21 protein-coding genes and 1 rRNA gene are annotated in these 20,559 nt (G+C 56.9%); 9 read left to right on the top strand and 13 right to left on the bottom strand.

Annotated features, from left to right (window positions below):
- The 8 genes from N902_RS0104660 to N902_RS0104625 all read right to left on the bottom strand — a co-directional run.
- Positions 1 to 320 (bottom strand): 16S ribosomal RNA (locus N902_RS0104660); the annotation flags it as partial.
- Between the two features lie 562 nt (positions 321 to 882).
- Complete coding sequence (proB, locus tag N902_RS0104655) at positions 883 to 2,028, bottom strand: glutamate 5-kinase (RefSeq protein WP_425246476.1); 1,146 nt, start codon at positions 2,026 to 2,028, stop codon at positions 883 to 885.
- Positions 2,029 to 2,093: 65 nt separating this feature from the next.
- Positions 2,094 to 3,119, bottom strand: a complete 1,026-nt coding sequence (obgE, locus tag N902_RS16405; RefSeq protein WP_034621558.1) for a GTPase ObgE — start codon at positions 3,117 to 3,119, stop codon at positions 2,094 to 2,096.
- Between the two features lie 358 nt (positions 3,120 to 3,477).
- Complete coding sequence (gene rpmA, locus N902_RS0104645; RefSeq protein ID WP_027369988.1) at positions 3,478 to 3,744, bottom strand: 50S ribosomal protein L27; 267 nt, start codon at positions 3,742 to 3,744, stop codon at positions 3,478 to 3,480.
- Positions 3,745 to 3,757: 13 nt separating this feature from the next.
- On the bottom strand, positions 3,758 to 4,066 hold the full coding sequence (gene rplU / locus N902_RS0104640; protein ID WP_027369987.1) for a 50S ribosomal protein L21: 309 nt from the start codon (positions 4,064 to 4,066) through the stop codon (positions 3,758 to 3,760).
- A 68-nt stretch (positions 4,067 to 4,134) separates the two neighbouring features.
- On the bottom strand, positions 4,135 to 4,830 hold the full coding sequence (locus tag N902_RS16400) for a ComF family protein (protein WP_034621611.1): 696 nt from the start codon (positions 4,828 to 4,830) through the stop codon (positions 4,135 to 4,137).
- A gap of 47 nt (positions 4,831 to 4,877) precedes the next feature.
- Positions 4,878 to 5,510, bottom strand: a complete 633-nt coding sequence (locus N902_RS0104630) for an MBL fold metallo-hydrolase (RefSeq protein WP_208596261.1) — start codon at positions 5,508 to 5,510, stop codon at positions 4,878 to 4,880.
- Positions 5,507 to 6,025 (bottom strand): nitroreductase family protein, encoded by a 519-nt coding sequence (locus N902_RS0104625; RefSeq protein ID WP_027369985.1) that lies wholly within the window; start codon positions 6,023 to 6,025, stop codon positions 5,507 to 5,509. Before N902_RS0104625 ends, N902_RS0104630 begins: the two co-directional genes overlap by 4 nt.
- Positions 6,026 to 6,526: 501 nt before the next feature.
- Between N902_RS0104625 and N902_RS0104620 the strand changes: the two genes are divergently transcribed.
- Complete coding sequence (locus tag N902_RS0104620; RefSeq protein WP_027369984.1) at positions 6,527 to 8,791, top strand: diguanylate cyclase domain-containing protein; 2,265 nt, start codon at positions 6,527 to 6,529, stop codon at positions 8,789 to 8,791.
- A 369-nt stretch (positions 8,792 to 9,160) separates the two neighbouring features.
- Here the strand turns inward: N902_RS0104620 and N902_RS16395 are convergent, their stop codons facing one another.
- Positions 9,161 to 11,761, bottom strand: a complete 2,601-nt coding sequence (locus N902_RS16395) for a M16 family metallopeptidase (protein WP_051564291.1) — start codon at positions 11,759 to 11,761, stop codon at positions 9,161 to 9,163.
- A gap of 1,013 nt (positions 11,762 to 12,774) precedes the next feature.
- On the opposite strand from N902_RS16395, the gene N902_RS19095 reads away from it, so the two are divergent.
- From N902_RS19095 to N902_RS20490, 4 genes are all read left to right on the top strand, one after another.
- Positions 12,775 to 13,206: a type IV pilin protein gene (locus N902_RS19095; protein ID WP_084287772.1), complete on the top strand. Its 432-nt coding sequence runs from the start codon at positions 12,775 to 12,777 to the stop codon at positions 13,204 to 13,206.
- 1,102 nt (positions 13,207 to 14,308) lie between these two features.
- Entirely contained in the window at positions 14,309 to 14,542 is a 234-nt protein-coding gene (locus N902_RS0104590) for a ribbon-helix-helix domain-containing protein (protein WP_027369982.1), read from the top strand.
- Positions 14,539 to 14,850 carry a type II toxin-antitoxin system PemK/MazF family toxin gene (locus N902_RS0104585; RefSeq protein WP_027369981.1) on the top strand — a complete coding sequence of 104 codons (312 nt, stop codon included), beginning with the start codon at positions 14,539 to 14,541 and terminating at the stop codon, positions 14,848 to 14,850. The genes N902_RS0104590 and N902_RS0104585 overlap by 4 nt, the downstream gene beginning before the upstream one ends.
- A 107-nt stretch (positions 14,851 to 14,957) precedes the next feature.
- A complete protein-coding gene (locus N902_RS20490; protein WP_279614646.1) occupies positions 14,958 to 15,089 on the top strand; it encodes a hypothetical protein in 132 nt (43 codons plus the stop codon).
- Between the two features lie 112 nt (positions 15,090 to 15,201).
- Here N902_RS20490 and N902_RS0104575 read toward each other — a convergent pair whose 3' ends face one another.
- Both N902_RS0104575 and N902_RS0104570 read right to left on the bottom strand, forming a co-directional pair.
- On the bottom strand, positions 15,202 to 15,597 hold the full coding sequence (locus N902_RS0104575; protein ID WP_027369980.1) for a PIN domain-containing protein: 396 nt from the start codon (positions 15,595 to 15,597) through the stop codon (positions 15,202 to 15,204).
- Entirely contained in the window at positions 15,594 to 15,830 is a 237-nt protein-coding gene (locus tag N902_RS0104570; RefSeq protein ID WP_027369979.1) for an AbrB/MazE/SpoVT family DNA-binding domain-containing protein, read from the bottom strand. The genes N902_RS0104575 and N902_RS0104570 overlap by 4 nt, the downstream gene beginning before the upstream one ends.
- Before the next feature lie 145 nt (positions 15,831 to 15,975).
- On the opposite strand from N902_RS0104570, the gene N902_RS0104565 reads away from it, so the two are divergent.
- Positions 15,976 to 16,887 (top strand): patatin-like phospholipase family protein, encoded by a 912-nt coding sequence (locus N902_RS0104565; RefSeq protein WP_027369978.1) that lies wholly within the window; start codon positions 15,976 to 15,978, stop codon positions 16,885 to 16,887.
- A 115-nt stretch (positions 16,888 to 17,002) separates the two neighbouring features.
- On the opposite strand, the gene N902_RS20485 is transcribed toward N902_RS0104565, so the two are convergent.
- Entirely contained in the window at positions 17,003 to 17,128 is a 126-nt protein-coding gene (locus N902_RS20485) for a hypothetical protein (RefSeq protein WP_279614645.1), read from the bottom strand.
- A gap of 241 nt (positions 17,129 to 17,369) precedes the next feature.
- Here N902_RS20485 and N902_RS0104555 point away from each other — a divergent pair, with 241 nt between their 5' ends.
- Complete coding sequence (locus N902_RS0104555) at positions 17,370 to 17,918, top strand: transposase (protein ID WP_027369977.1); 549 nt, start codon at positions 17,370 to 17,372, stop codon at positions 17,916 to 17,918.
- 276 nt (positions 17,919 to 18,194) lie between these two features.
- Here the strand turns inward: N902_RS0104555 and N902_RS0104550 are convergent, their stop codons facing one another.
- Positions 18,195 to 18,593, bottom strand: coding sequence for a secondary thiamine-phosphate synthase enzyme YjbQ (locus tag N902_RS0104550; protein WP_027369976.1), 399 nt, complete (start codon positions 18,591 to 18,593; stop codon positions 18,195 to 18,197).
- Positions 18,594 to 18,790: 197 nt separating this feature from the next.
- Between N902_RS0104550 and N902_RS0104545 the strand changes: the two genes are divergently transcribed.
- Positions 18,791 to 19,171: a hypothetical protein gene (locus N902_RS0104545; protein WP_027369975.1), complete on the top strand. Its 381-nt coding sequence runs from the start codon at positions 18,791 to 18,793 to the stop codon at positions 19,169 to 19,171.
- A gap of 33 nt (positions 19,172 to 19,204) precedes the next feature.
- Positions 19,205 to 20,539 carry an ATP-dependent 6-phosphofructokinase gene (locus N902_RS0104540; RefSeq protein ID WP_034621557.1) on the top strand — a complete coding sequence of 445 codons (1,335 nt, stop codon included), beginning with the start codon at positions 19,205 to 19,207 and terminating at the stop codon, positions 20,537 to 20,539.
- The last annotated feature ends 20 nt before the right edge of the window (positions 20,540 to 20,559 follow it).

The following is a 20,559-nucleotide window of genomic DNA, read 5'->3' as shown; positions in this document are numbered from 1 at the left end:
CCATCCGGAGACGATGGCTTGAAGCAGAGGCCACCTTTACCCCTCACTCACTTTGTATACGGATGATGCTACCAAAAACCTGAATTCCATCGAATTCAATATCCTCGGACTTGACCATCCATCGACAAAGTGAGTGAGGGGACTATCCGGTATTAGCCCCGCTTTCGCAGGGTTATCCCAGATCTCCGGGTAGGTTATCCACGCGTTACTCACCCGTCCGCCGCTGTACTCTCACGCCGAAGCATGATTTCTCGCTCGACTTGCATGTGTTAGGCACGCCGCCAGCGTTCATTCTGAGCCAGGATCAAACTCTCATGTTAAAAACGCGAATTCCTTCCGGCCATTTAGCCTTCAGGATTGCTGGCTATTCTCTATCACCCAACTCACTATTTAATTGTCAAAGACCTTGCGTCCAGAAGACGTAAAGCCTATCTGAACTCTCTTTTCCTGTCAATATCCTTTCAACCCTTGGCTTGAAAAAATACTGACCGCTCGACTTAAACTGACCGCTCTCGCGCTCAGCTCCATCCAAAACCCTGGAAAAGATCGGCTGTCCCGACTGAGGCGTTCCCCGTCGGCGCAAGGAGAGGTTTTACGGAAACAGCCCTTCCTTGTCAACGACAAATTTTTATTTCTTTCTAAAAATTGTTTTGTCCTGTAAAATCAGTAAGATAAAAATGGTCTGCTTAAAGAGCCGGGTATGGTTCGAACGAAAGACACGGCTGCCCTCAACCGATGTCCAATTTTTCCACCCTTCAGGGCTGGCCCTGGGCACGGGCACCCGCCGTCCTCACCTTTCCGCCAGGCTGTCGATGTGCAGTGCCAGGCCAATGGGCTCTTCGTCATAGGAAGTGGAATATCGTGCGTAAGAGCTTGCCGTCTCTAATGAGCGGCATCCAGGAGCAGATTGTCTCTGTGTACCGCCTCTCTGTGCCTGATCCGGGTGTTTAGAATCGCGTCTATATCCGAGCTTTTGCACCCACAGATCTTGGTCAGCTCTTCGGAGCTGAAGTTGCACAGTCCAAGCCCCAGCTCCCGGCCGTTGGGGTCTACAATGCGGATCAGATCCCCTGGCTCGAAGCAGCCCTGGACAGCCTGGACCCCGATGGGCAACAGGCTTTTCCCCCCCATGATCAGGGCATCCCTGGCCCCGGCATCCACGATCACCTCGCCCAACGGATCCAGATTGTAGGCCAGCCAATACTTGCGCCTGGGAATGGCCCGCTCTTCAGGCATGACCCAGGTTCCCAGCTCGTGTCCGGCAAAGACCTTTTCCAATACAAACGGCACCTTTCCGGACACTATCAGGGTGGGCACCCCAAGCTGTGAGGCCCGCCTGGCCGAGAGGAGCTTGCTGTGCATGCCTCCGGATCCTGAGTTGGTCGAGCCCTGACACGTGGCCCGAATGTCAACGTCCTTAATGTCCTGAATGCACGCATACTTCTCTGCATCGGCATCCAGCTCCGGGTTCCCGGAGTAGACCCCGTCGGCTGTGGTCAAGCTAATGAACAGATCCGCCTTGACCACGTTCAAAAGCAGGCTGGCCAGGAGATCGTTGTCTCCGAACTTGAGCTCCCGGACCACCACGGTGTCGTTTTCGTTGACCACCGGAATGACACCGCTTTCCAGCAAGGTGGCAAAGGTATTCCTGGCGTTGAGAAAACGATGCCTGCTGCGCAGATCGTCCCGGGTGAGCAGTATCTGGGCCGTGACCTTGTTGTAGCGCTCAAAGGCCTCGTCGTAGCTGTGCATCAGACGGCTCTGCCCGACTGCCGCAGCTGCCTGCTTTTCCGGAAGGGACAATTGCTCTCCGGCAGTGAACAAAAACCCACGCCCCGCGGCAACAGCTCCAGAAGAAACCAGGATGACGTCCCGGCCCTGATCGTGCAAGGCGGCGATCTGGTCTGCCAGACGATTGACCACCCGCAGATCCAGTCCCTGCTCCGAGGTGAGCACTGCACTGCCCACCTTGATGACCACCAGTCTGGCCGATTCCAGGACCTGATCTCTCCACCTGATCCAATCCAGGGTTGAATCTCCAACCGCCATCATCGGCTCCTTTGCCTACCAATATGAGCTGCAAATCAGTTCATTTACACTTGAGGGCAAACGCCCAAAGCACCCAGTCTAGCCCACAAAGCCTGAACCAATTCGTCCAGGCCATCTCCGGTCAGGGAGGACAGGAAGTAAATCTCCCGCCCCTCCCGCGAGGCCCGGGACTGCAGGGCCTGAAGCTGCTCGGGGGGCAAAAGATCGATCTTGCTCGCGACCCAGACCTGCGGTTTGCCCGCCAATTCCGGATCGTATTGCTCCAGCTCGGCATTGATCAAGGCATATCCGGCCCAGGGATCCTCCATGTCCATATCCTCGACACTGAGCATATGGACCAGCAGCTGGGTCCGCTGGACATGCTTTAAAAACCTGTCCCCCAGTCCCTGCCCCTGATGGGCGCCTTCTATCAGTCCCGGAATATCGGCCACCACCATCTGTTGTCCCAGGTCATTGGTAATCACCCCCAGCTGGGGAACAAGGGTGGTGAAGGGGTAGGCGGCAATCTTGGGCCTGGCCGCAGAGATCGCGGAAATCAGGGTTGACTTGCCGGCATTGGGCAGACCGATAAGCCCTACATCAGCCAAAAGCTTGAGCTCCAGCCGCAGCCGCTTTTCTTCGCTCTCTTCTCCGGGTTGGGCAAAGCGGGGCGTGCGCATGGTCGATGACTTGAAATGGGTATTTCCCTTGCCTCCCCGGCCTCCCCAGGCCGCTACATATTCCTCGCCCGGGTTGAGCAGATCACAGAGGGTTTCTTCCCGGCCGTTTTCCCCCAGCAGCTTGACCACCGTGCCCGGAGGGACCTCGATAACCATATCCTGTCCGGCCCGGCCGCATTTGTCCCGTCCCTGTCCCGGCTGGCCGTTTTCTGCGGCGTACATTCGCTTCAGGCGCAGATCGTACAAGGTAAGCTTGGTGGATGAAGCTCGGATCAAAACGTTTCCGCCCCGTCCGCCGTCTCCTCCGTCCGGACCTCCCTTGGGGACGTACTTCTCCCTGCGGAACGACACACAGCCGTTCCCGCCCTTGCCGGATCGAATGGTGATCACGGCTTCATCGATAAAACGCATTCCGCTCCCCACTTAACTCTACAGCGACATTTTCCTGAACTCACAGTGTCCTTGGTCGAAGCCGGGGATTGGTCCGTGGCTTTTCGATTTCCGGCCGGTAACGTTTCCTGGCGAAGTGGAGGATAAGCGGTCGGTCCTCACAAATTCAAAAGCCCCCAAACAGACTGGTAAACGCGGTCATAATGCAGTGAGGGCCGACCGCCCGGAACGAGCCGTGGATACGTCGGCCAAAATCGTGGCCACGGGCCAATCTCCGGCAAGGCCATATCAAAGTGTCGCTGCCGTGTTAAGAAAACGAAAAAAAAGGCAGAAGACTGCCTGCCTCCTGCCCTTTCCGTCTTCTTGGTCCGATGGCAATCTATTCCGCAGGGACCACATTGATCCTGGTTTTCTGCTTCCGCTTGCGGGTGTACTTCTCGAACTGCACGTATCCGTCGATCTTGGAAAAAATTGTGTAGTCTTTGCCCAACCCGACATTTTCCCCGGGATGGATCTTGGTCCCCAATTGGCGGACCAGGATATTGCCGGCCCTGACCTGTTCTCCACCGAAGCGTTTCACACCGCGCCTTTGGCCTATACTGTCCCGTCCGTTGCGGGAACTTCCTCCGGCTTTTTTGTGTGCCATACTCTCCTCCGTCCTAGACTTCTATGGCCTTGACCCTGAGCACAGTATACGGCTGCCTGTGCCCGGCCTTGCGCCGGTAGTCCTTGCGTTTCTTGTGCTTGAATATAACCACCTTTCGGTCCCGAGCCTGGTCTAAGACCTCACAGGTCACCTTGGCCTGGACAAGGGGATTTCCTACCTTCACACCCTGATCGGAATTGACAAATAATACCTGATCCAGGACCACCTCCGAGCCGACATCGGCCGGAAGCTTTTCCACCTCAATGGTCTGTCCTTCCTGGACCTTGTATTGTTTGCCTCCTGTATTCACTATCGCATACATAGGCCACCTCCGCAAAAAGTAAAATACGCCTTTTATCCCCTATCCAGGGCAAAAGTCAAGAGTTTTCTTCATCCATCCGCCACAGCCAGGACAAGACCGTCCACCCGCACGGCTCCTGCCCGCCGCAAGGCCTGTGCGCACTCAGCCAGAGTGGTTCCGGTGGTGCTCACATCGTCCACCACAAGGACATGCCGTCCCCCGACCTGGGCAGGATCGGCCCGAAAGGCCCCGCGGAGGTTGGCCACCCGCTCCTTGCGCTCAAGTCCGCTTTGGGCCTTTGTTTGGCGGACCCTGAGCAGGGCATCGGGCCGCAGAGGAGCAACCCCTCCCCGGCTCAACCCCCGGGCCAGCTCCAAACTCTGGTTGAATCCCCGCTCCCTGAGCCGGACCGGGTGCAGAGGGACGGGCAGGATACAATCCGGGCTTGGCGCATCCTGAAAATGGAAGCCATACGCCCGCCCGAGCAGAATGCGCAGGGTCCTGCGCCGTTCAAAGCGGGCATGAAACTTAAAATCCAGGATCATCTCCCGCAACGCACCGGAATACTGCTTTAAAAAGCCGAACGCGTCCCAGCCCGGAACGGCCTGCCTGCACCCGGCGCACAGATAGGGAGCGGACTCCTCCATGGCGTACAGTCGGCCGCACCTGGGGCAGAACCCTCCTGGCCTGGGCTGCAGCTCCAGATCGCATTCCGGGCACAGGCCGTCGGCGCATTGAGTTCTCAAGATGGGTCTGGCGCAGTTCAGACAGCGCCTGGTCTCCATCGCCCGTCCCCAAACACTGCGCAGCTGATCCCGCATCCGCTCCCGGCTTAGAAAAATGCCCCCTCCCGGAAAAAGGGATTGTACTGTTTTTCACTCTCCACCGTGGTCTGAGGGCCGTGTCCGGGATAGATGACGGTCTCCCCCGGAAGGGTGAACACCTTTTCCCTCACCCCTTGGAGCAGGGTTTCCAGGCTTCCGCCGGGAAAATCGGTCCGCCCGATGGAGCCCTGGAAAATGAGGTCCCCGACGAACAAGACCTTGCTGTCTGCAAAATACAGGGACATGCTCCCCGGGGTATGCCCGGGGGTATGCATGACCACGCATCTGTCTCCAACGAACTCGTGCTCTCCGGGCTCCAGGGGTTGATATTCAAAGGACGGGACCTTGGGAAAGCCCATCATTCCACCGCCGCCTTCCTGAGCCTTGAGCAGGAAGTCGTCGTCCTTGGGGCCGTATATGGGTGCCTTGGTGGCTTCCTGCAGGGCGGTGTTGCCCAGGATATGGTCGAAATGGAAGTGGGTATTGACGATGGCCTCCAGGCTCAGGCCTCTGGAGCTTAAAAATCCGACCACATCCGTTGGATCTCCCCCCGGATCGATGGCCAGGGCTTTGGATCCGTTGACTGCCACAAAGCAATTGGTTTGCAGCGGTCCCAATGGGAAGGCATGCACATCTATCATTCAAAATCCTCCAAAAGCAGTTCGCTCAGCGGTTTCCTCCGGGAGGCTCCCTCTTGGGCCGGATGTCCCAGGGCCACCACTGCCATGAGTTCATAGGGTCCGGAAGACAGGTCAAGCTCCTGGAGCACCTGCTCTTCCTGATTTAGAATCTCGCCCAGCCAGACACCGCCCAGCCCTTGGGCATGGAGGGCCAGAAGCATATTCTGTATGCAGGCTCCCACACTCTGATGATCCTTGGTTGCACTGTACATGACCTTTGTATCAGCCACAACCACGACAAGGACCTGGGCATCGGTGATGATCCTGCCGTACTTGGTGTGCCGGGCCAGCGCAGCCTGCCTGGGATCGCCGGCCCTGACAACCAGGAACCGCCACGGCTGGTTGTTCAGCCCGCTGGGTGCCCAGCGTCCGGCCTCCAGAATGCTCCGGATCTGATCTCCAGACACTGGTGCCGGTGTAAACCGGCGAATGCTCCGGCGTTCGGATATAGCCTGCAGGACAGGATTGTTCTCCATCGCCTCACCTCCTAAACAGAATTATGGCTCTTCGACACAGAAAGTGGAATTGCATACCTAAGAGTTTGCCGTCTCTTCTGTGTGCCGTAAGCGGCAGGCCCGCACATTTTCTTGGTCCCGCCACCCGGCACTCACGTGTATGATAAGCTTTAGTCACACAGAAAGCAGTGATCCGCACGTGAGTAGCCGGGAGGGGGCAGGGATCCCCCTTTGGCGGGGCTTAGAAAATACCGGGCCGAAAGTGGGCACACAGAAGAGATGGCAAACTCCAAAAATCCACAGGCTACGCCAAAGAACCAGAATTATGAACCCAACAGACTACGGAGATTCGGCCTGGTGATCAAGCAAAAAACAGGAGGTGGACACCCAGAACAGATGGCAAAGGGCAAAAATTCACAGGCTGGGTCCAAAAACCGGTTGTTCCGTCACTCTTGCACAACCGAACCGGGTCAATTACAAATCGTTCATTCCCAAATCTTTTCCCAAGGAGTCCGCGCCTTCATGCCGACACTGCGTCCGGAACACCTGATCAGGGAAGAAGACCGGCTTCAGAGCTTCCTCCGGCCGATCCTGTCCTTTTCCTCCGCCAGCCTGTATTTCCCCCCTCAATCAGGACATCGACATCCACCATCTTCTGACCAGGAGAGCGCGACCCTGGACAGGGACGTCCTGCTCATTCCCCTGCTCCATGCAGAAAGGCGCATGGGCATGCTCCGGATAACCGGGGTCTCACCGAGCGAGGCCCGGCCCCTGCTGACGATTTTGCCCCATCTGCTCACTCCCTGCCTGCAGACCTTGGAGCTGGAGCTCCGGCTCAGTTCCGATCCCCTCACCGGGGTCCTGCGCCAGGAAACCCTTATCCAGGGCATATGCCGGCAGATCCAGGAAATGGCCGGCTTTCTCCAGCCCGGGCTCGGATCAGTGGAAGACCCGGGCCGACGTCCAGATTTCGGCCTCTTGATCGTAGATATTCAAAATATGTCCGGCCTGAACCGCAACGGGGGCTACGCCTTCGGGGACAGCATCCTCCAAAAGGCGGCCCAGGCCATACACGAGGCAGCCGGCGCGCAGAGTCTGGTCTCCAGGCTCCCGGAAGATTCGTTCGGCGTGCTTTTGCCCGGTGTCGGTCCCCAGCGCCTGAAAGCCCGGGCTGAGCAGATAGCTCAGGCCGTTCGGGATCTGCGTTTTGCCCACCCCGTAAGCAAGGCCCAGCTTCAAATCGAGATCAGCATGGGCGGCGCCTGCTTTCCCCAGGACCTCTCCGGTCAGGAGCTGCGGGCGGACGCCGAAGAGCAGGCCAGACACCTACTGGACCTGGCCCGCAAAGGACAGCAACGGGCCCTGGATCTGGAACGCAAGGATTGCGTCATTCCGGCGGACATCCTCAACAGCTGCGGCCGGATCACAGACCTGGTTTCGTCCTCCCGGGTGCGCATAGACCTGGGCTCAGAGCACCGGGCCAGAACAGGCCTGCATTTTCAACTCCAGTCCCCTGGGGCGGAAGACACCCCGGGACAGCGAACCGAATTCCGCCTGATTCAGGTGGAGGATTCTTCCAGCCTGGCCGAGATGATTCTTCCCGCAGCCGCGGAAGGATCGGTGCATCCCGGAGACAGGGTGGAGATGATCGACAAGCTGGACCGATACGCCTTGCAGAGCGAGGAAGGCCAGGCCCGGCCTCTCCCCGAAAGCCAGGTGCAGCTTATATCCAATCTGGACGAGTTCTTCTCTCGTTTTGCCGTTGCCCGCACCCAGATTTCCGCCTTCACCCTGAACCTGATCAGCACTCCCCCTTCCCGGCTCTGGGATGTTGTCCATTCCCTGCTCTCATCTCTTTACGCCCTTCCTTCTTCCGGCCTGATCGCCAGATACGGGCTGAACACCCTGATCCTGTATCTTCCCGAACAAGGCCCCCAGGAAACCTCAGACGCCCTGGGGGATATCCTGGCCGCTCTGCCGGAGGGAGTACGATCCGAAACAGCTGCCGGCATTGGGTACTATCCCTGCCTGGATGCCACCCGGGGCGAAATCCTGGACCTGGCCAAGCAGGCCCTGGAGCACGCCCTGCTCTTGACCACCCCGCGCGTGGCTGTTTTCGACACCACCACCGTGACCCTGCAGGGAGATCGGGCTTTCGCCCGCAATGAGCTGCGCCAGGCCATGGACGCCTACAACCGGGCCCTTCTTTTGAACCAGGACAATCTCTTGGCCCGCAACTCTTTGGCCATCTGCCTGGCCCGGGTCGGAGAGTTCAATGCGGCCTGCATCGAGTTCCGGCGCATCCTGGACCTGCACCCGGACAGCTACATGGCTGAATACAATTACGGATATGTATGCCTCAGGCTTCAAGAAAGGGAGGAGGCCAGGGCCTGTTTTCAGCGCTGTCTGGACCTCATGCCCGGCCACAGCTACTCCCTCCTGCGTCTGGGGCAGATGGCGGAAGAGGACGGAAACCTGGAGCAGGCCGCAGAGTATTGCCGTCAGGCCGCTGAAGCAGCCCCGAATCTGGGGGCCGCCCATCGGGTTCTGGGCCGCCTGGCCTGGAAGGCCGGAAACAGTGACCGGGCCCGGAGCTGCCTGCATCAGGCCTTGGTGGCTGCGCCCCAGGATCCGGAGGCATTGCGCCTTCTGGCCCGCCTGACCCTGGAGCAGGGAGACGACCCGGAAGTGGCCGAGAGCCTGATCCGCAGGAGCCTTGGGGTTCAGCCGGGCAATCATGAGGCATTGACGTTGTTGGAATGGGCGCTGGGGGAGAGAGATGAGTAAAGCGGTCAGGGTTGTGGGATTGTGTGGTGATCGTTATCTGTTATCAGTTATCAGTTACTGGTTTTATTTATCGCTCCCACGCTCTGCGTGGGAGATTTTTTTGACCGCTCCTGCGGTCTCTGGGTGGACGCGGAGCGTCCGAGGGGAGAAGAGGGCAACCACTCAGGGTTGCCCCTACCCGGAGGGCCAGAGGAACATTATAACTCCAAATATTTCGAAGAGTTGTCGAACAACCAGGACTCTCAGTGTAGGGGCAGTGCTGCGCGTCCTCGCGCAATGCCTGCCCTCTTTTTAGAGTTCCCACGCTCTGCGTGGGAACTCTTTTGACCGCTCCTGCGGTCTCAGAAATCCCGGCATCCCAGCATTTCATTAATCACTCAGCACAATGCTGTACGCCCGGTCCCAATCCAGATATTCTCTGGCTGCGGCCTGGATCTCCTCCATTTTCGTCCCCCGGCTCTGGGTGAGCATGGACTGAAAGTAGTCCAATCCCAGGTCGTAGATCAAAAGATCCGCGGCTTCCCCGCACCTCCCTCCCAGGGCCTGCCGCTCCCGGTAATACTCAACCTCCAGAAGCCGCTGAGCCCGGATCAGATCCCGGTCGGTCAACTGCCCCTCCTGGACCATGTCCACCACCTGGGCGAATCCTTCCTTGGCCGGCTCCACCCCGCCCGGGGTCGTTCCGATATAAAAGGCCAAAAACCCCACCTGGGGGATGCGCCAGAGCATGGGGGCCACGGTGTATCCCAGCCCCCGTCTGTCCCGGAGCTCGCGGAATAAAATGCCGTTCTGCCCGGCCAGGATCTTTTTCAGCAGCGATATCGCGGCGTTCGAGGCATGGGCCAGGCCGGGGATGGGAAAGACCACCAAGAGGTGGGCCTGCTGGCGGTCGTTCAGGGGCAGATGCAGGGTGCGCTGCTCGTTCCATCTCGGAGCCGGGACCTTCCACGCCTGCCAATCGGCCTGCGCCTGCCCCGGCAATGTGGCCGCCCACTCTTCAAACTGTTTTGGATCGCAATCTCCGCACACACTGAGCACCCAGGGACACTCCTTCTGCCTGGCCCAGAGCCTGGACAGACGGTCCGGGGTGTATCCCGACAGCTCATCGGAACGGCCCAGCATGTAATACCCCAGGAAATGGCCGGGGAACAGAAAAGGGAAGACCTCCCGGGACAATGTGCCCATGGGATGGTCGGTCATGGCCGCGATTTGGGCCTGCTGCTCGGCAACGGCCTTGGCCGTGTCCTCCGGTCCGAAGGCCGGCCGGGCCAGGATCTCGGATATCATCCCGGTCATGTCCCCGGTAAACCGGGATGGAAACTTGGAGGCCACGGCCAGCTGATCCCTGCCGGCGTGGGCATTAAGAGACGCGGCCCTGGACGAAAGAAAGGACTGGATGCGGGCCGCGTTCCAGGCCGCGGTCCCCCGCATCAGGGTCTTGGCCAGCAAAAAGCTCAGCCCCTGTTCCTGGGGGGAGATGAGCATGTCCCCGCCCAGAAAACTCAGGTCCAGAGCTGTATACGGCAGGGTCCGATCCACCTGGACCACCATTTTGCCCTGGGTGCCGACATCCACAATCCTGGGCTCTTCCCTGCCCGCTCTGCGCGTTCTCCTGCCGGACACCTCCGGTGCATTTCCGGATTCGCTGCCATGGACCATGGACAGGAAGTCAGCTTCCGTCAGCTCGGTCTGCTCAGGCAGGATACAGCAGGCCTGCAGGCGATCAGGCCGGAGAAAGCCCTGTATCGTTTCCTGCATATCCCGGGCACTTATCCGCTGCAGCTGATGGACATACCGTTCTTCGGCCTGAACCTGTCCGTCGAAAAACTGAAAATACCCCAGCTTGGAGCACAGCCCGGCCAGGGTCTCCTTGGTCTGCAGCAGCCCGTCCTCCAGGTTGAGCTTGGCCCGTTCCAGCTCCTCCGATGTAAACTCGGCCTGGGGCAAAGCTGCCAAATCCCGGACCCAGTGCTTCCAGAAATCGAGGACCTGGTCCGCCTCCATCTGGACCTGGACCAGAAGCATCCCGGCCCCTTCCAGCTGGATCGATTCCACCGAGATATCGTCCACCACCCCCAGCTCTTCCTTGTAGCGCATATACCAGCGCGAGGAGCGATGCCCGCCCAGTATATAGGACAGGACCTCCAGGGCCGGGGTCCACACAGAGTTCATCCCCGGGGTGAGAAACCCGATGCCCAGATAGGCCTTGTTCCAAGACGTGCGTTCAATGCACATTCCGGGAGCGTTGGCATTGCCCACGTCAACGTCCCCGGCCCGGGGCAGCACGGCCTGGGTGCCGAATCTGGTCCCGAACTGGTCCATGATCTGTTTGGAAAGAACCCGGGGCTGGAAATCGCCGCAGACCACCAGCAGCATGGCCTGGGGATGATACAGACGGTCCAGATAATCCCGGATATCCTGGGCTGCAAAGCCCTGGATGGTTTCCCTGTATCCGATCACGGGCCGCTGGTACGGGGTACCGGCCCAGACTCTCTGCTGCAAGAGCTCGAACATCCGCGCCCGCGGGTGGTCTTGATTGCGCTCCAGTTCAGAGAGAACAACCTGCTTTTCCGTCTCCAGCTCATCTTCCAGGATCTCGCCCTGGTTCAGGCCCAGATCGGCCAGGACCTCCAGCCCCAGGGCCCATTCGCTGCTGGGCACATCCACCATGTACACCGTGTGATCATAGCCGGTGGCCGCGTTCAGCGCTCCGCCCACATCCTCGATGCGCTGGGCCGCATTGGCCACCTCGGCCTCGCCCTTGAAGGCCATGTGCTCCAAAAGATGGCTGATCCCGGCCTCTTCGTCCCGTTCGTAGGCGGCTCCGGCATGAATATACAGCCGCATGGCGATCAATGGGAAGCGATGATCCTGCAGGGCCAGGACCTGCAGGCCGTTGGGCAGGGTGGCCAGGGTCGGGGTGAGCGGGTCGTCCGGGATGGGTTCTGTGGGTGGTGTCTGCGCTGACATTGACGGTCCTTGGTTGATGATTCCAGATTCAGGGAGTTTATCGTTTCCATGCTCCGCGTGGAAACGTCTACGACCGCTCATGCGGTCCCTGGTTTGGGCGCTAAGCGTCCGAGGAGTTTTCCGTGCGTCCGGTCATACCTATTTTGGTCCTGGTTCGCAAATCTGCGGGAAGGGCGCGGGCAGGAAAAAAGACTGGCACGAAGAATAAGCGTCCAGTATATCCGTTTGGTTGGGATTTTCGTTCTTCGGGATCGATATCGCTATCGGGATCGGTATCCATAAACTGAGGGGTCCTCCTGCACCGAATGACATATTCTTTCGATTTCGATAGCGATCCCGATTTCGATTTGGATTATCCCAGCCATCCGGCAGGATGCCATTCTTTTACTTATAGCTCCCGCGGTCTGTTTCTGGACGCCGGAGCGTCCAAAAGAGTTCCCACGCAGAGCGTGGGAACGATAAAAAGTGGACAGCGGTTGAGGGCAACCGCGTCCTACTTATGAAATGCACCCGGTATGTTCATGCAAACAGAACCGGGGCTATCATCCATTTTGACCAGAGATTCTTCGCTCGCAGACTCGCTCAGAATGACAAAGATATCGAGGCAGCGATAGGTATGCCATCCTCAGTGGAAAGCACAGCCGGGCCAATCACCATCTTCGAATCCGCGGCCTCACGATCAGAAGGATGGCGACCCGCCGGAGGAGGGTTCTGATGATCCCCTCTTGTCGTTCTGCCCCTCTTGTCGTTCTGCCCTTCTTGTCATTCTGAAGGAGCGCAGCGACTGAAGAATCCCTCAGGCCCCATTTCGCCCCCTGCCTGGCTTCTAACCACCCGACTGACAATCAGTGTCAACAAAACGACCATCAATTGACACATTTTGTCACAACAGTCATCGTGCTGCGCCCCTATCAGCCTGACATCACTAATGAAAAACAAACGGCACAGTCATTGCTACTCAAAAAGAAAAGGACAACACTTTTTCAACCCATCACACTTGAGGAGGAATTCGTATGCAACTACCAGAACGCAAAGACCAGGGCTTCACCCTTGTTGAACTGTTGATCGTGGTGGCTATTATCGGGATTTTGGCGGCTATTGCTATCCCGCAGTTCAGCAAATACAGGGCGAATGCCTATAATTCTGCTGCGCAAAGCGATCTTCGAAACTTAGTAACCTCATTAGAGTCTGAATTTGCATCCAACGGGACTTACCCAGAATCAAGTGGTAATGCAACAAATACAGTATCTGATTATGAAGTTTCTGAAGGGGTCCGAGCATACTTTCAAACAGTTAATTCTGGAGATGGATACGAGATCTGCACATCTCATAAGAATGGGAATAAGGCGTACTACCTGAACTCTACTATTTCAAGAATGCAAGAAAGTAATGATATTACTCATTGTGTAGACAGTGATCCCGACCCTACAAATTTTAACCAATAAAAAGAAGGCGATGCATTACTTTTGGGCATAAAATGCATCGCCTTCTTTTTTTAAACCTTAACAAAAACATTTGCTGTGTGCACAGACTTCATCCACTGACATTTTTGTCACTGCCTATTCCTTCTCTGCTCCTAATGGTATTCAAGCCCTTCAACACTTTGCCTCTGCAGTTCAGTTCTTTCTTCTCCACCAAGAATATCATCAAAGCCAAAATCTTGGCAAAATGCAGGCTTTGACCTTGGGCGGAACATTAGTTTTGGTTCGTGAAGCGATCTTTTAACTGCATTGCTGCCAGTCACTGTAGAGTACAATCAAGTTCTGACCAAAACTGATCACTATAAGACAACCCATCCACAATACTTATCAAACTCCCTACAACACCCACGATGCTTGCATTTTCTCCAAATATTTCCATGGCTTTATACTACAGCGGAGCTAAGGTCTAACCCTGCCGGGGTGCTCCAGGTCTTGCAGGAAAAGGGCTTTGAGATCGGCTGGCTCGGTGGAACCATATTTGCCAAGCCCCGGCCACCCTGCTCGGCCTGGATTGCCCAGCGCATCCAGGGCGCGAGCGACTTGTTTCCCCACGATATTTTGGGTCTCGGTCTTTGACCGGTCCAGCTCAAAGCCCCAAAGCGTATGCTTGAATCACTTCCCTAATACAGCTCGGCCTGAACCGGCAGAATCAGCTCCTCCCGCTGACAATTCTTGTCACCACCCTGTACACCCCATTTCATGCCACTGACTCCAGCTCTAATGGCTTGGCATATCTTTTTTATCGTTCCCACGCTCTGCGTGGGAACTCTTTTGGACGCTCCGGCGTCCAGAAAGAGACCGCAGGAGCGGTCAGGAAAGCTCCCACGCAGAGCATGGGAGCGATAAGAAGAGAAAGAGGGCAGGCATTGCGCGAGGACGCGCAGCACTGCCCCTACACTGAGGATCGGGGTTTGATCGCCAAATTCACGAAACATCGCAAATTGTGGCTATTCCAGGTCCCTCAGGGCAACCACGCGCAGACGCGTGGTCGCCCTCTTTTCTTCGTTGACTCATCTTGAGGGGCAGAATATTATAGCTATAACAATCCACATATGGGAGCAATAGTATGAAAACCGTACAGATGACCCTTGACGAAGAGCTTGTTCAAGCAGTGGATCGTATTTCAAAAGAGCTTCATACAACCCGTTCCGCCTTTGCCCGTCAGGCCCTGCGAGATGCCCTGGTCCGGTATGAAGAACAACGTCTGGAGGAAAAGCACCGCCAAGGTTACCTCCGCCATCCTGTCCAAACAGATGAATTCTCGGACTGGGAAGCAGAACAAGCCTGGGGTGATGAATGAAACGTGGAGAGGTTCGGTGGTATACATTCTATCGACCGGACAAAAAAAGACCGGTGCTCATTCTAACCCGAAGCTCTGTCATTGAATATCTGGGAGAAGTAACCATCGCTCCTATTACCAGTACCGTCAGGGATATTCCGTCTGAGGTGTTCTTATCCAAAGAAGAGGGCATGCCCAAAGAATGCGCAGTGAACTGTGATCATTTGCAGACAGTTGCCAAGGCTCAAATCGGTTCCCTCATTACCACCCTTCCGACCGACAAGCTGACTGCTGTAAGCCAGGCTGTCCGCTTCGCCCTGAACATATAAAGTTCGGCATCCACCGCACATGCTCTGGTATGATACTATTACTTTATTTCAATTTGATACCCAAAAACACTCCATGCAAACGTGTGGAGCAGGGGAGTACATGAGATATGCCAACCTTTTGGGCCGAGCCGGCTGAGCGCTTCAACCTGCAGATCGTGTACGCCTTTGGCAGCCGGGCCGGGGATCTGATTCCCCTGGAGAGGGAACGCATAGCCCTGATCATGGACTCTGAACTCTAGCTTGCTGTGAATAACGTGCCATTCTGTATGGTTATTCGCCCCTACTACCTCCTTGCCTGGATCTTGCTTTCTTCGTTCCAAGAATTTCTCCCGTAAAATCGATCACTGCAGGTTATGGTATCCGGACATAGTCGTGCTCAGCCAGTTTCTTATCAAAACTGTACGTGACAGTGCTTCCCCTGGCACGGTTTGAAATGACAGTCACATAATCCGCAAAGTCTGCCGGACCTCGTCGAAAGGCTGTCAGTGATGACCTGGCTATATCTTCCGCTTCAACCTGCAGTTCACTGATGGCCATAATCTGTTCCAGCACCTGTATAACCAATTTTTTTTCATACCCATAGGCACCGCGAAGAACCCAGACCAGCTCGCAAAGAACAACCAAGCTCACAAGACCGGGATCGTCTTTTGTGCAGCATGTTTCAATAATCCGGCCAGCTCTGGCCGCCTGATCAGGATCATCCTGGGTCAGATACCTAACCAGCACATTGGTGTCCAGACCAATCATAAGTTTTGGGCTCCCTGCTGGACAGCCTTGTCCATCTCCTCCAGGGGAACAGGTTGTGAGGGCTTGGGCAGCATGCCCTTCAAGCTGGTCACTGGTACGTTTGTGACCACCAGGCGTGCACAATGCTCATCATCAACAATGAATTCCACCCTGTCCCCTGCAGACAGCTTGAGCTTCTCCCGCAGGGCCTTGGGCAATGTAATCTGCCCCTTGCTGGTCAGAGTTGCATGCATAACGTCCTCCTGAAATGATCAATCTCCTTACCTCAAGGTAAGGAGAATTAAATCTCCAGTCAAGTCTTTAGATACAAATGGGTGCGAGATGACCAATACCTTATGGTCCTTGCCATTACCTGGCAGACTTCATACAATCACAAGTATGTCTTCAACATCACCCAAGATCTCCCTGGCCTTAAGCTACGGCGGAGCCAAGGGTCTGGCCCACGTCGGGGTGCTCCAGGTCCTGCAGGAAAAGGGCTTTGAGATCGGCCGGATCGCCGGGACCAGTGCAGGAGCCATTGTCGGGGCCATGTTTGCCGAGACCATGGATGCCAAGGTCCTGGATCAGCGCTTCCGGGAGCTCATCTCCAGCGATACCTTCCAGGGATCGGCCTTTTCCAACTTCATGCACCAGGGCAGCCGGGAGTCCAGCTTCTGGGACCAGATCACCTGCCGCATCCGGGACACCCTGGCCCTGTACATGGCCCAGAGCAGGATGTCCCTCCTCTCCTCGGACCGTTTCATCCAGTGCCTGGAAATGCTCATCCATATCCATGACTTCCAGTACTGCCGGCTGCCCTTTGTGGCCGTGGCCACGGACATCACCACCGGACAGGACATGCCCCTGTGCGCCGGGAGCCTGATTCAGGCCGTCCTGGCCAGCTCCTCGATTCCCGGTTTTCTGCCCCCGGTGGAAATGGACGGTGCCCTGGTCAGCGACGGAGCCATCTGCTGCCCTGTCCCGGTCAAGTACGCCCACGACCTGGAGGAGAACGTCCTGGTGGCTGTGTCCGTTCCCCCCAGGATCAATCCTCACGAACCAATCCATAACGCCCTGGACATCATGATCCGGGCCGAAGAGATCAACCTCTCCTATTTATGCCGGGCCCAGGCGGCCAATGCCGACGTGGTTATTGAGCCGGAAACCAAGGACGTGGGCTGGAACGAGATGCACAGACTGGATGAGATGCTGGAATCCGGACGACAGGCGGCCCTGGAGGCCCTGCCCAGGATCCAGGAGGCGGTGGAGAATAGGCATCCCTGGTGGCGGCGGCTAAAGACCTGGCAGTAGAGGGCCAGGCACAGAGGGCGAATGATTATTCGCCCCTACACTCGAACCCCATAACCCGGGTAAAAGTGTAAGGACAGGCTGCTCGTTTGGTATCTTGGCCTGGGACCCCCAGATATCACACATCTGGCATCCATATCGCCAAGACCTGCCGATTGAGCGGCGCAAGTTTCTTGATCGCATAACCGCCGACTTTTTCCTGGAGGCCAAGCTTTGCGCACAGTTTGTAGGGGCGAATAATCATTCGCCCCTGCACTCGAACCCCATAACCCGGGTAAAAGTGTAAGGACAGGCTGCTCGTTTGGCATCTTGGCCTGGGACCCCCAGATATCACACATCTGGCATCCATATCGCCAGGACCTGCCGATTGAGCGGCGCAAGTTTCTTGATCGCATAACCGCCGACTTTTTTCCTGGAGGCCAAGCCCTGCGCACAGTTTGTAGGGGCGAATAATCATTCGCCCTCTTGTCCGGCCGGGATGGGACATGCCCTACAATCCAGCTATCCACAACCGCCGATCAATACGCCTGCCTGGCTATGACTATTCCCAGGCCGGTGCCTATTTTGTAACCGTTTGTGCTCATAACCGGGCATGTTTGTTCGGAAAAATTACGGCCGAGCGGATGAACAAAAACGCTCTTGGTCGTACCGCAGCCAACTGCTGGGAAGAGATTCCAGTTCACTATCCCCATGCAGCTTTGGATGCTTTCGTTATAATGCCCAATCATGTCCACGGCATTTTGTACATCAAAAGATCCGTGGTCGGATGTGAGCATGGTGATGGGAAGAATGCTGTACACCACAAACCACAACCAGCTGGGACGTCAAAGACTCTCGGCTCCATAATCCGGGGATTTAAAATCGGGGTGACCACATGGGCTCGTCGGCACACCGAACTCAAGACTCTTTGGCAGCGTGGGTTTTATGAACATATCATCCGCAATGATGACGACTTGAACATGATTCGGGAATACATCCTGACCAACCCACAGAACTGGACAAAGGACAAGCTACATCCTGTGTTCGGGGCATGACCATAGACACAGAGGGCGAATGATTATTCGCCCCTACACTCGAACCTCATAACCCGGGTAAAAGTGTAAGGACAGGCTGCTCGTTTGGCATCTTGGCCTGGGACCTCACGGATGTTGCACATCTGGCATCCATATCGCCAAAACCTGCCGATTGAGCGGCGCAAGTTTCTTGATCGCATAACCGCCGACTTCTTTCCTGGAGGCCAAGCCCTGCGCACAGTTTGTAGGGGCGAATAATCATTCGCCCTCTTGTTCCCCGAATTCGCCCCTCATCCCTCACTCTGCCTTTTGCCACTGCACCTTTATCTTTCTAGACCTGGGGCCGTCGAACTCGGTAAAGAAGATCCCCTGCCAGGTGCCCAGGACCAGCTTGCCCCGGTCCACGATCACCTGCTGCGCACAGCCCATCAGGCTGGATTTGATATGGGCGTCGCTGTTGCCCTCCATGTGCCGGTAATCCCCGTCCCTGGGCACCGCAGACCGCAAAAAGGTCAGCATATCCCGGACCACGCTGGGATCGGCCGCCTCATTGATGGTGATCCCTGCGGTTGTATGCGTACAGTACAGGGTGAGAACCCCATTCTCCCACCCGTTCTCTTTCACCGCTTCCCGGACCTGGCCGGTAATGTCGATAAATTCCTCTCGCTGTCCGCTTCGGACATAAATCTCTTGCATCCCGTCTTCCTCCCTGCTATTGTTGAAAATAGTCAGGATGACCCAGTTTCAAGCAATCCCGTTATGCTATGAAATCAGCCCCAAGCATGATCCGTGTCCCTGCCGCCCGTACACTGCCTCGCACCAGCGTACAGATCGTGTGTCCCGAGGTCGACCGTGTTCTCGTCTGTCCCTCAACCACCTGGGGAGAGAGCATCATGTCTGAACAGCTGTCTTTCACCAAAATCGAAAACGACCTCCGTCCCGCCTATCGCAATCGACTCAACACCGCGGAATCTCCGGAAGATATCAAAAAATTTTTCGTCTATACCGCCCGGGAGTTCTTACACCGCGCCCTGGAGGGAACCGCCGAGGATCCCGGCCGGTCCCAGGTGGAATACGAGGACGTCCATCTGACTCCAGAGTCCGATCCTCCCTATGCAGTAAGCGGCAAACTGGCCAGCCACCCCGGATACCTGGCCCTGCAGCACCGTTCTGACCTGACCATCATCCTCACCCGTCTGGCCCAGTCGGCCGCCAGGCGGTATGTGCATTTGGAACGAAACCCCGGCAAGAGTGAATCCAAGATCAGGGGCTGATCCCAGAATTACCCAAACCAGGAGTTTGCCCGCATGCCAAGCCAGGCCGAGCCGATCCAGGCTCAGATCAAGAGACTCGGGGAATGCAGAGCCAAATCCCCCCTGCCTTTTGGCCGTTTTATCCCAGAGAACAAAAGGCTGACCATGCATATCTCGGAAGAGATGCTGGAAGATGCCGATACCGAACCCAGTCACTACGAGCTGGAAGAAGCCGGACCCAGAGAACGGATCTACTTCGACCCCAGCAAAACCAAGTGCGCCATTGTCACCTGCGGGGGGCTGTGCCCAGGAATAAACGACGTGATCAGAGCCCTGGTCATGGAGGCCCACCACCAGTACGGGATCAGCACCACCCTGGGTATCCGCTACGGGCTGGAGGGGTTCATTCCTGAGTTCGGACACCCGGTCATGGAGCTCAGTCCGGACAGCGTGACCCGGATCCACGAGTTCGGGGGCACCATTTTGGGCTCCTCCCGCGGCCATCAGCCGGCCGATGCCATTGTGGACGCCCTGGAGCGGATGAACGTGAACGTGCTCTTCCTCATCGGCGGTGATGGGACCATGAAGGCCGCATCAGCCATTCAACAGGAGGTTGAGAAGCGAAACATCAAGCTTTCGGTGATCGGGGTGCCCAAGACCATAGACAACGACATCTACTTCGTCCCCAAGTCCTTCGGCTTCGACACCGCAGTGTCCAAGGCCACCGAGGCCATCCGCTGCGCGCACACCGAGGCCCAGGGCGCGCCGAACGGAATCGGCATGGTCAAGCTCATGGGCCGGGAGTCCGGCTTTATCGCCTCCGAGGCCACCCTGGCCCAGAGGGACGTCAACTTCGTGCTCATTCCGGAAGAATCCTTTGAGCTCGATCCCCCGAACGGATTTCTCCCCCGCCTGCAGGAGCGGATTGAAAAGCGAAAGCACGCCGTTATTGTGGTGGCTGAAGGGGCAGGACAGGATCTGTGCTGCTACGAGCGGGACGCCAAAGGCGAAGTCCTCACCGATGCCTCCGGAAATCCGGTCCTGGCCGATGTCTGTGCCATGCTCCAGGACAGGATCAAGTCCTTTTTCAAGGACCAGGGCATGCCCATCACCCTCAAGTTCATCGACCCCAGCTATATCATCCGATCCGTCCCGGCAAATTCCAGCGACAACGTCTATTGCGGCTTCCTGGGCCAGCACGCGGTCCACGCGGCCATGGCCGGAAAGACGAACATGGTGGTCACCAAGCTGCAGGATCGGTATGTCTACCTGCCGTTAGAGCTGGTGACCCAGAAACGGCGCAAGCTCAATGTGCACTCCAACTACTGGCGGGCGGTCCTGGAGTCCACAGGCCAGCCGGTACACCTGCAGAACGGACAATCCGCCTGACCCGTTGAACAGATCAGACC

The organism is Desulfovermiculus halophilus DSM 18834 (genome assembly GCF_000620765.1).
Lineage (GTDB): Bacteria > Desulfobacterota > Desulfovibrionia > Desulfovibrionales > Desulfothermaceae > Desulfovermiculus > Desulfovermiculus halophilus.
Note: the sequence above shows the minus strand (reverse complement) of the source record. Positions and strands in the feature narration are given on the sequence as shown.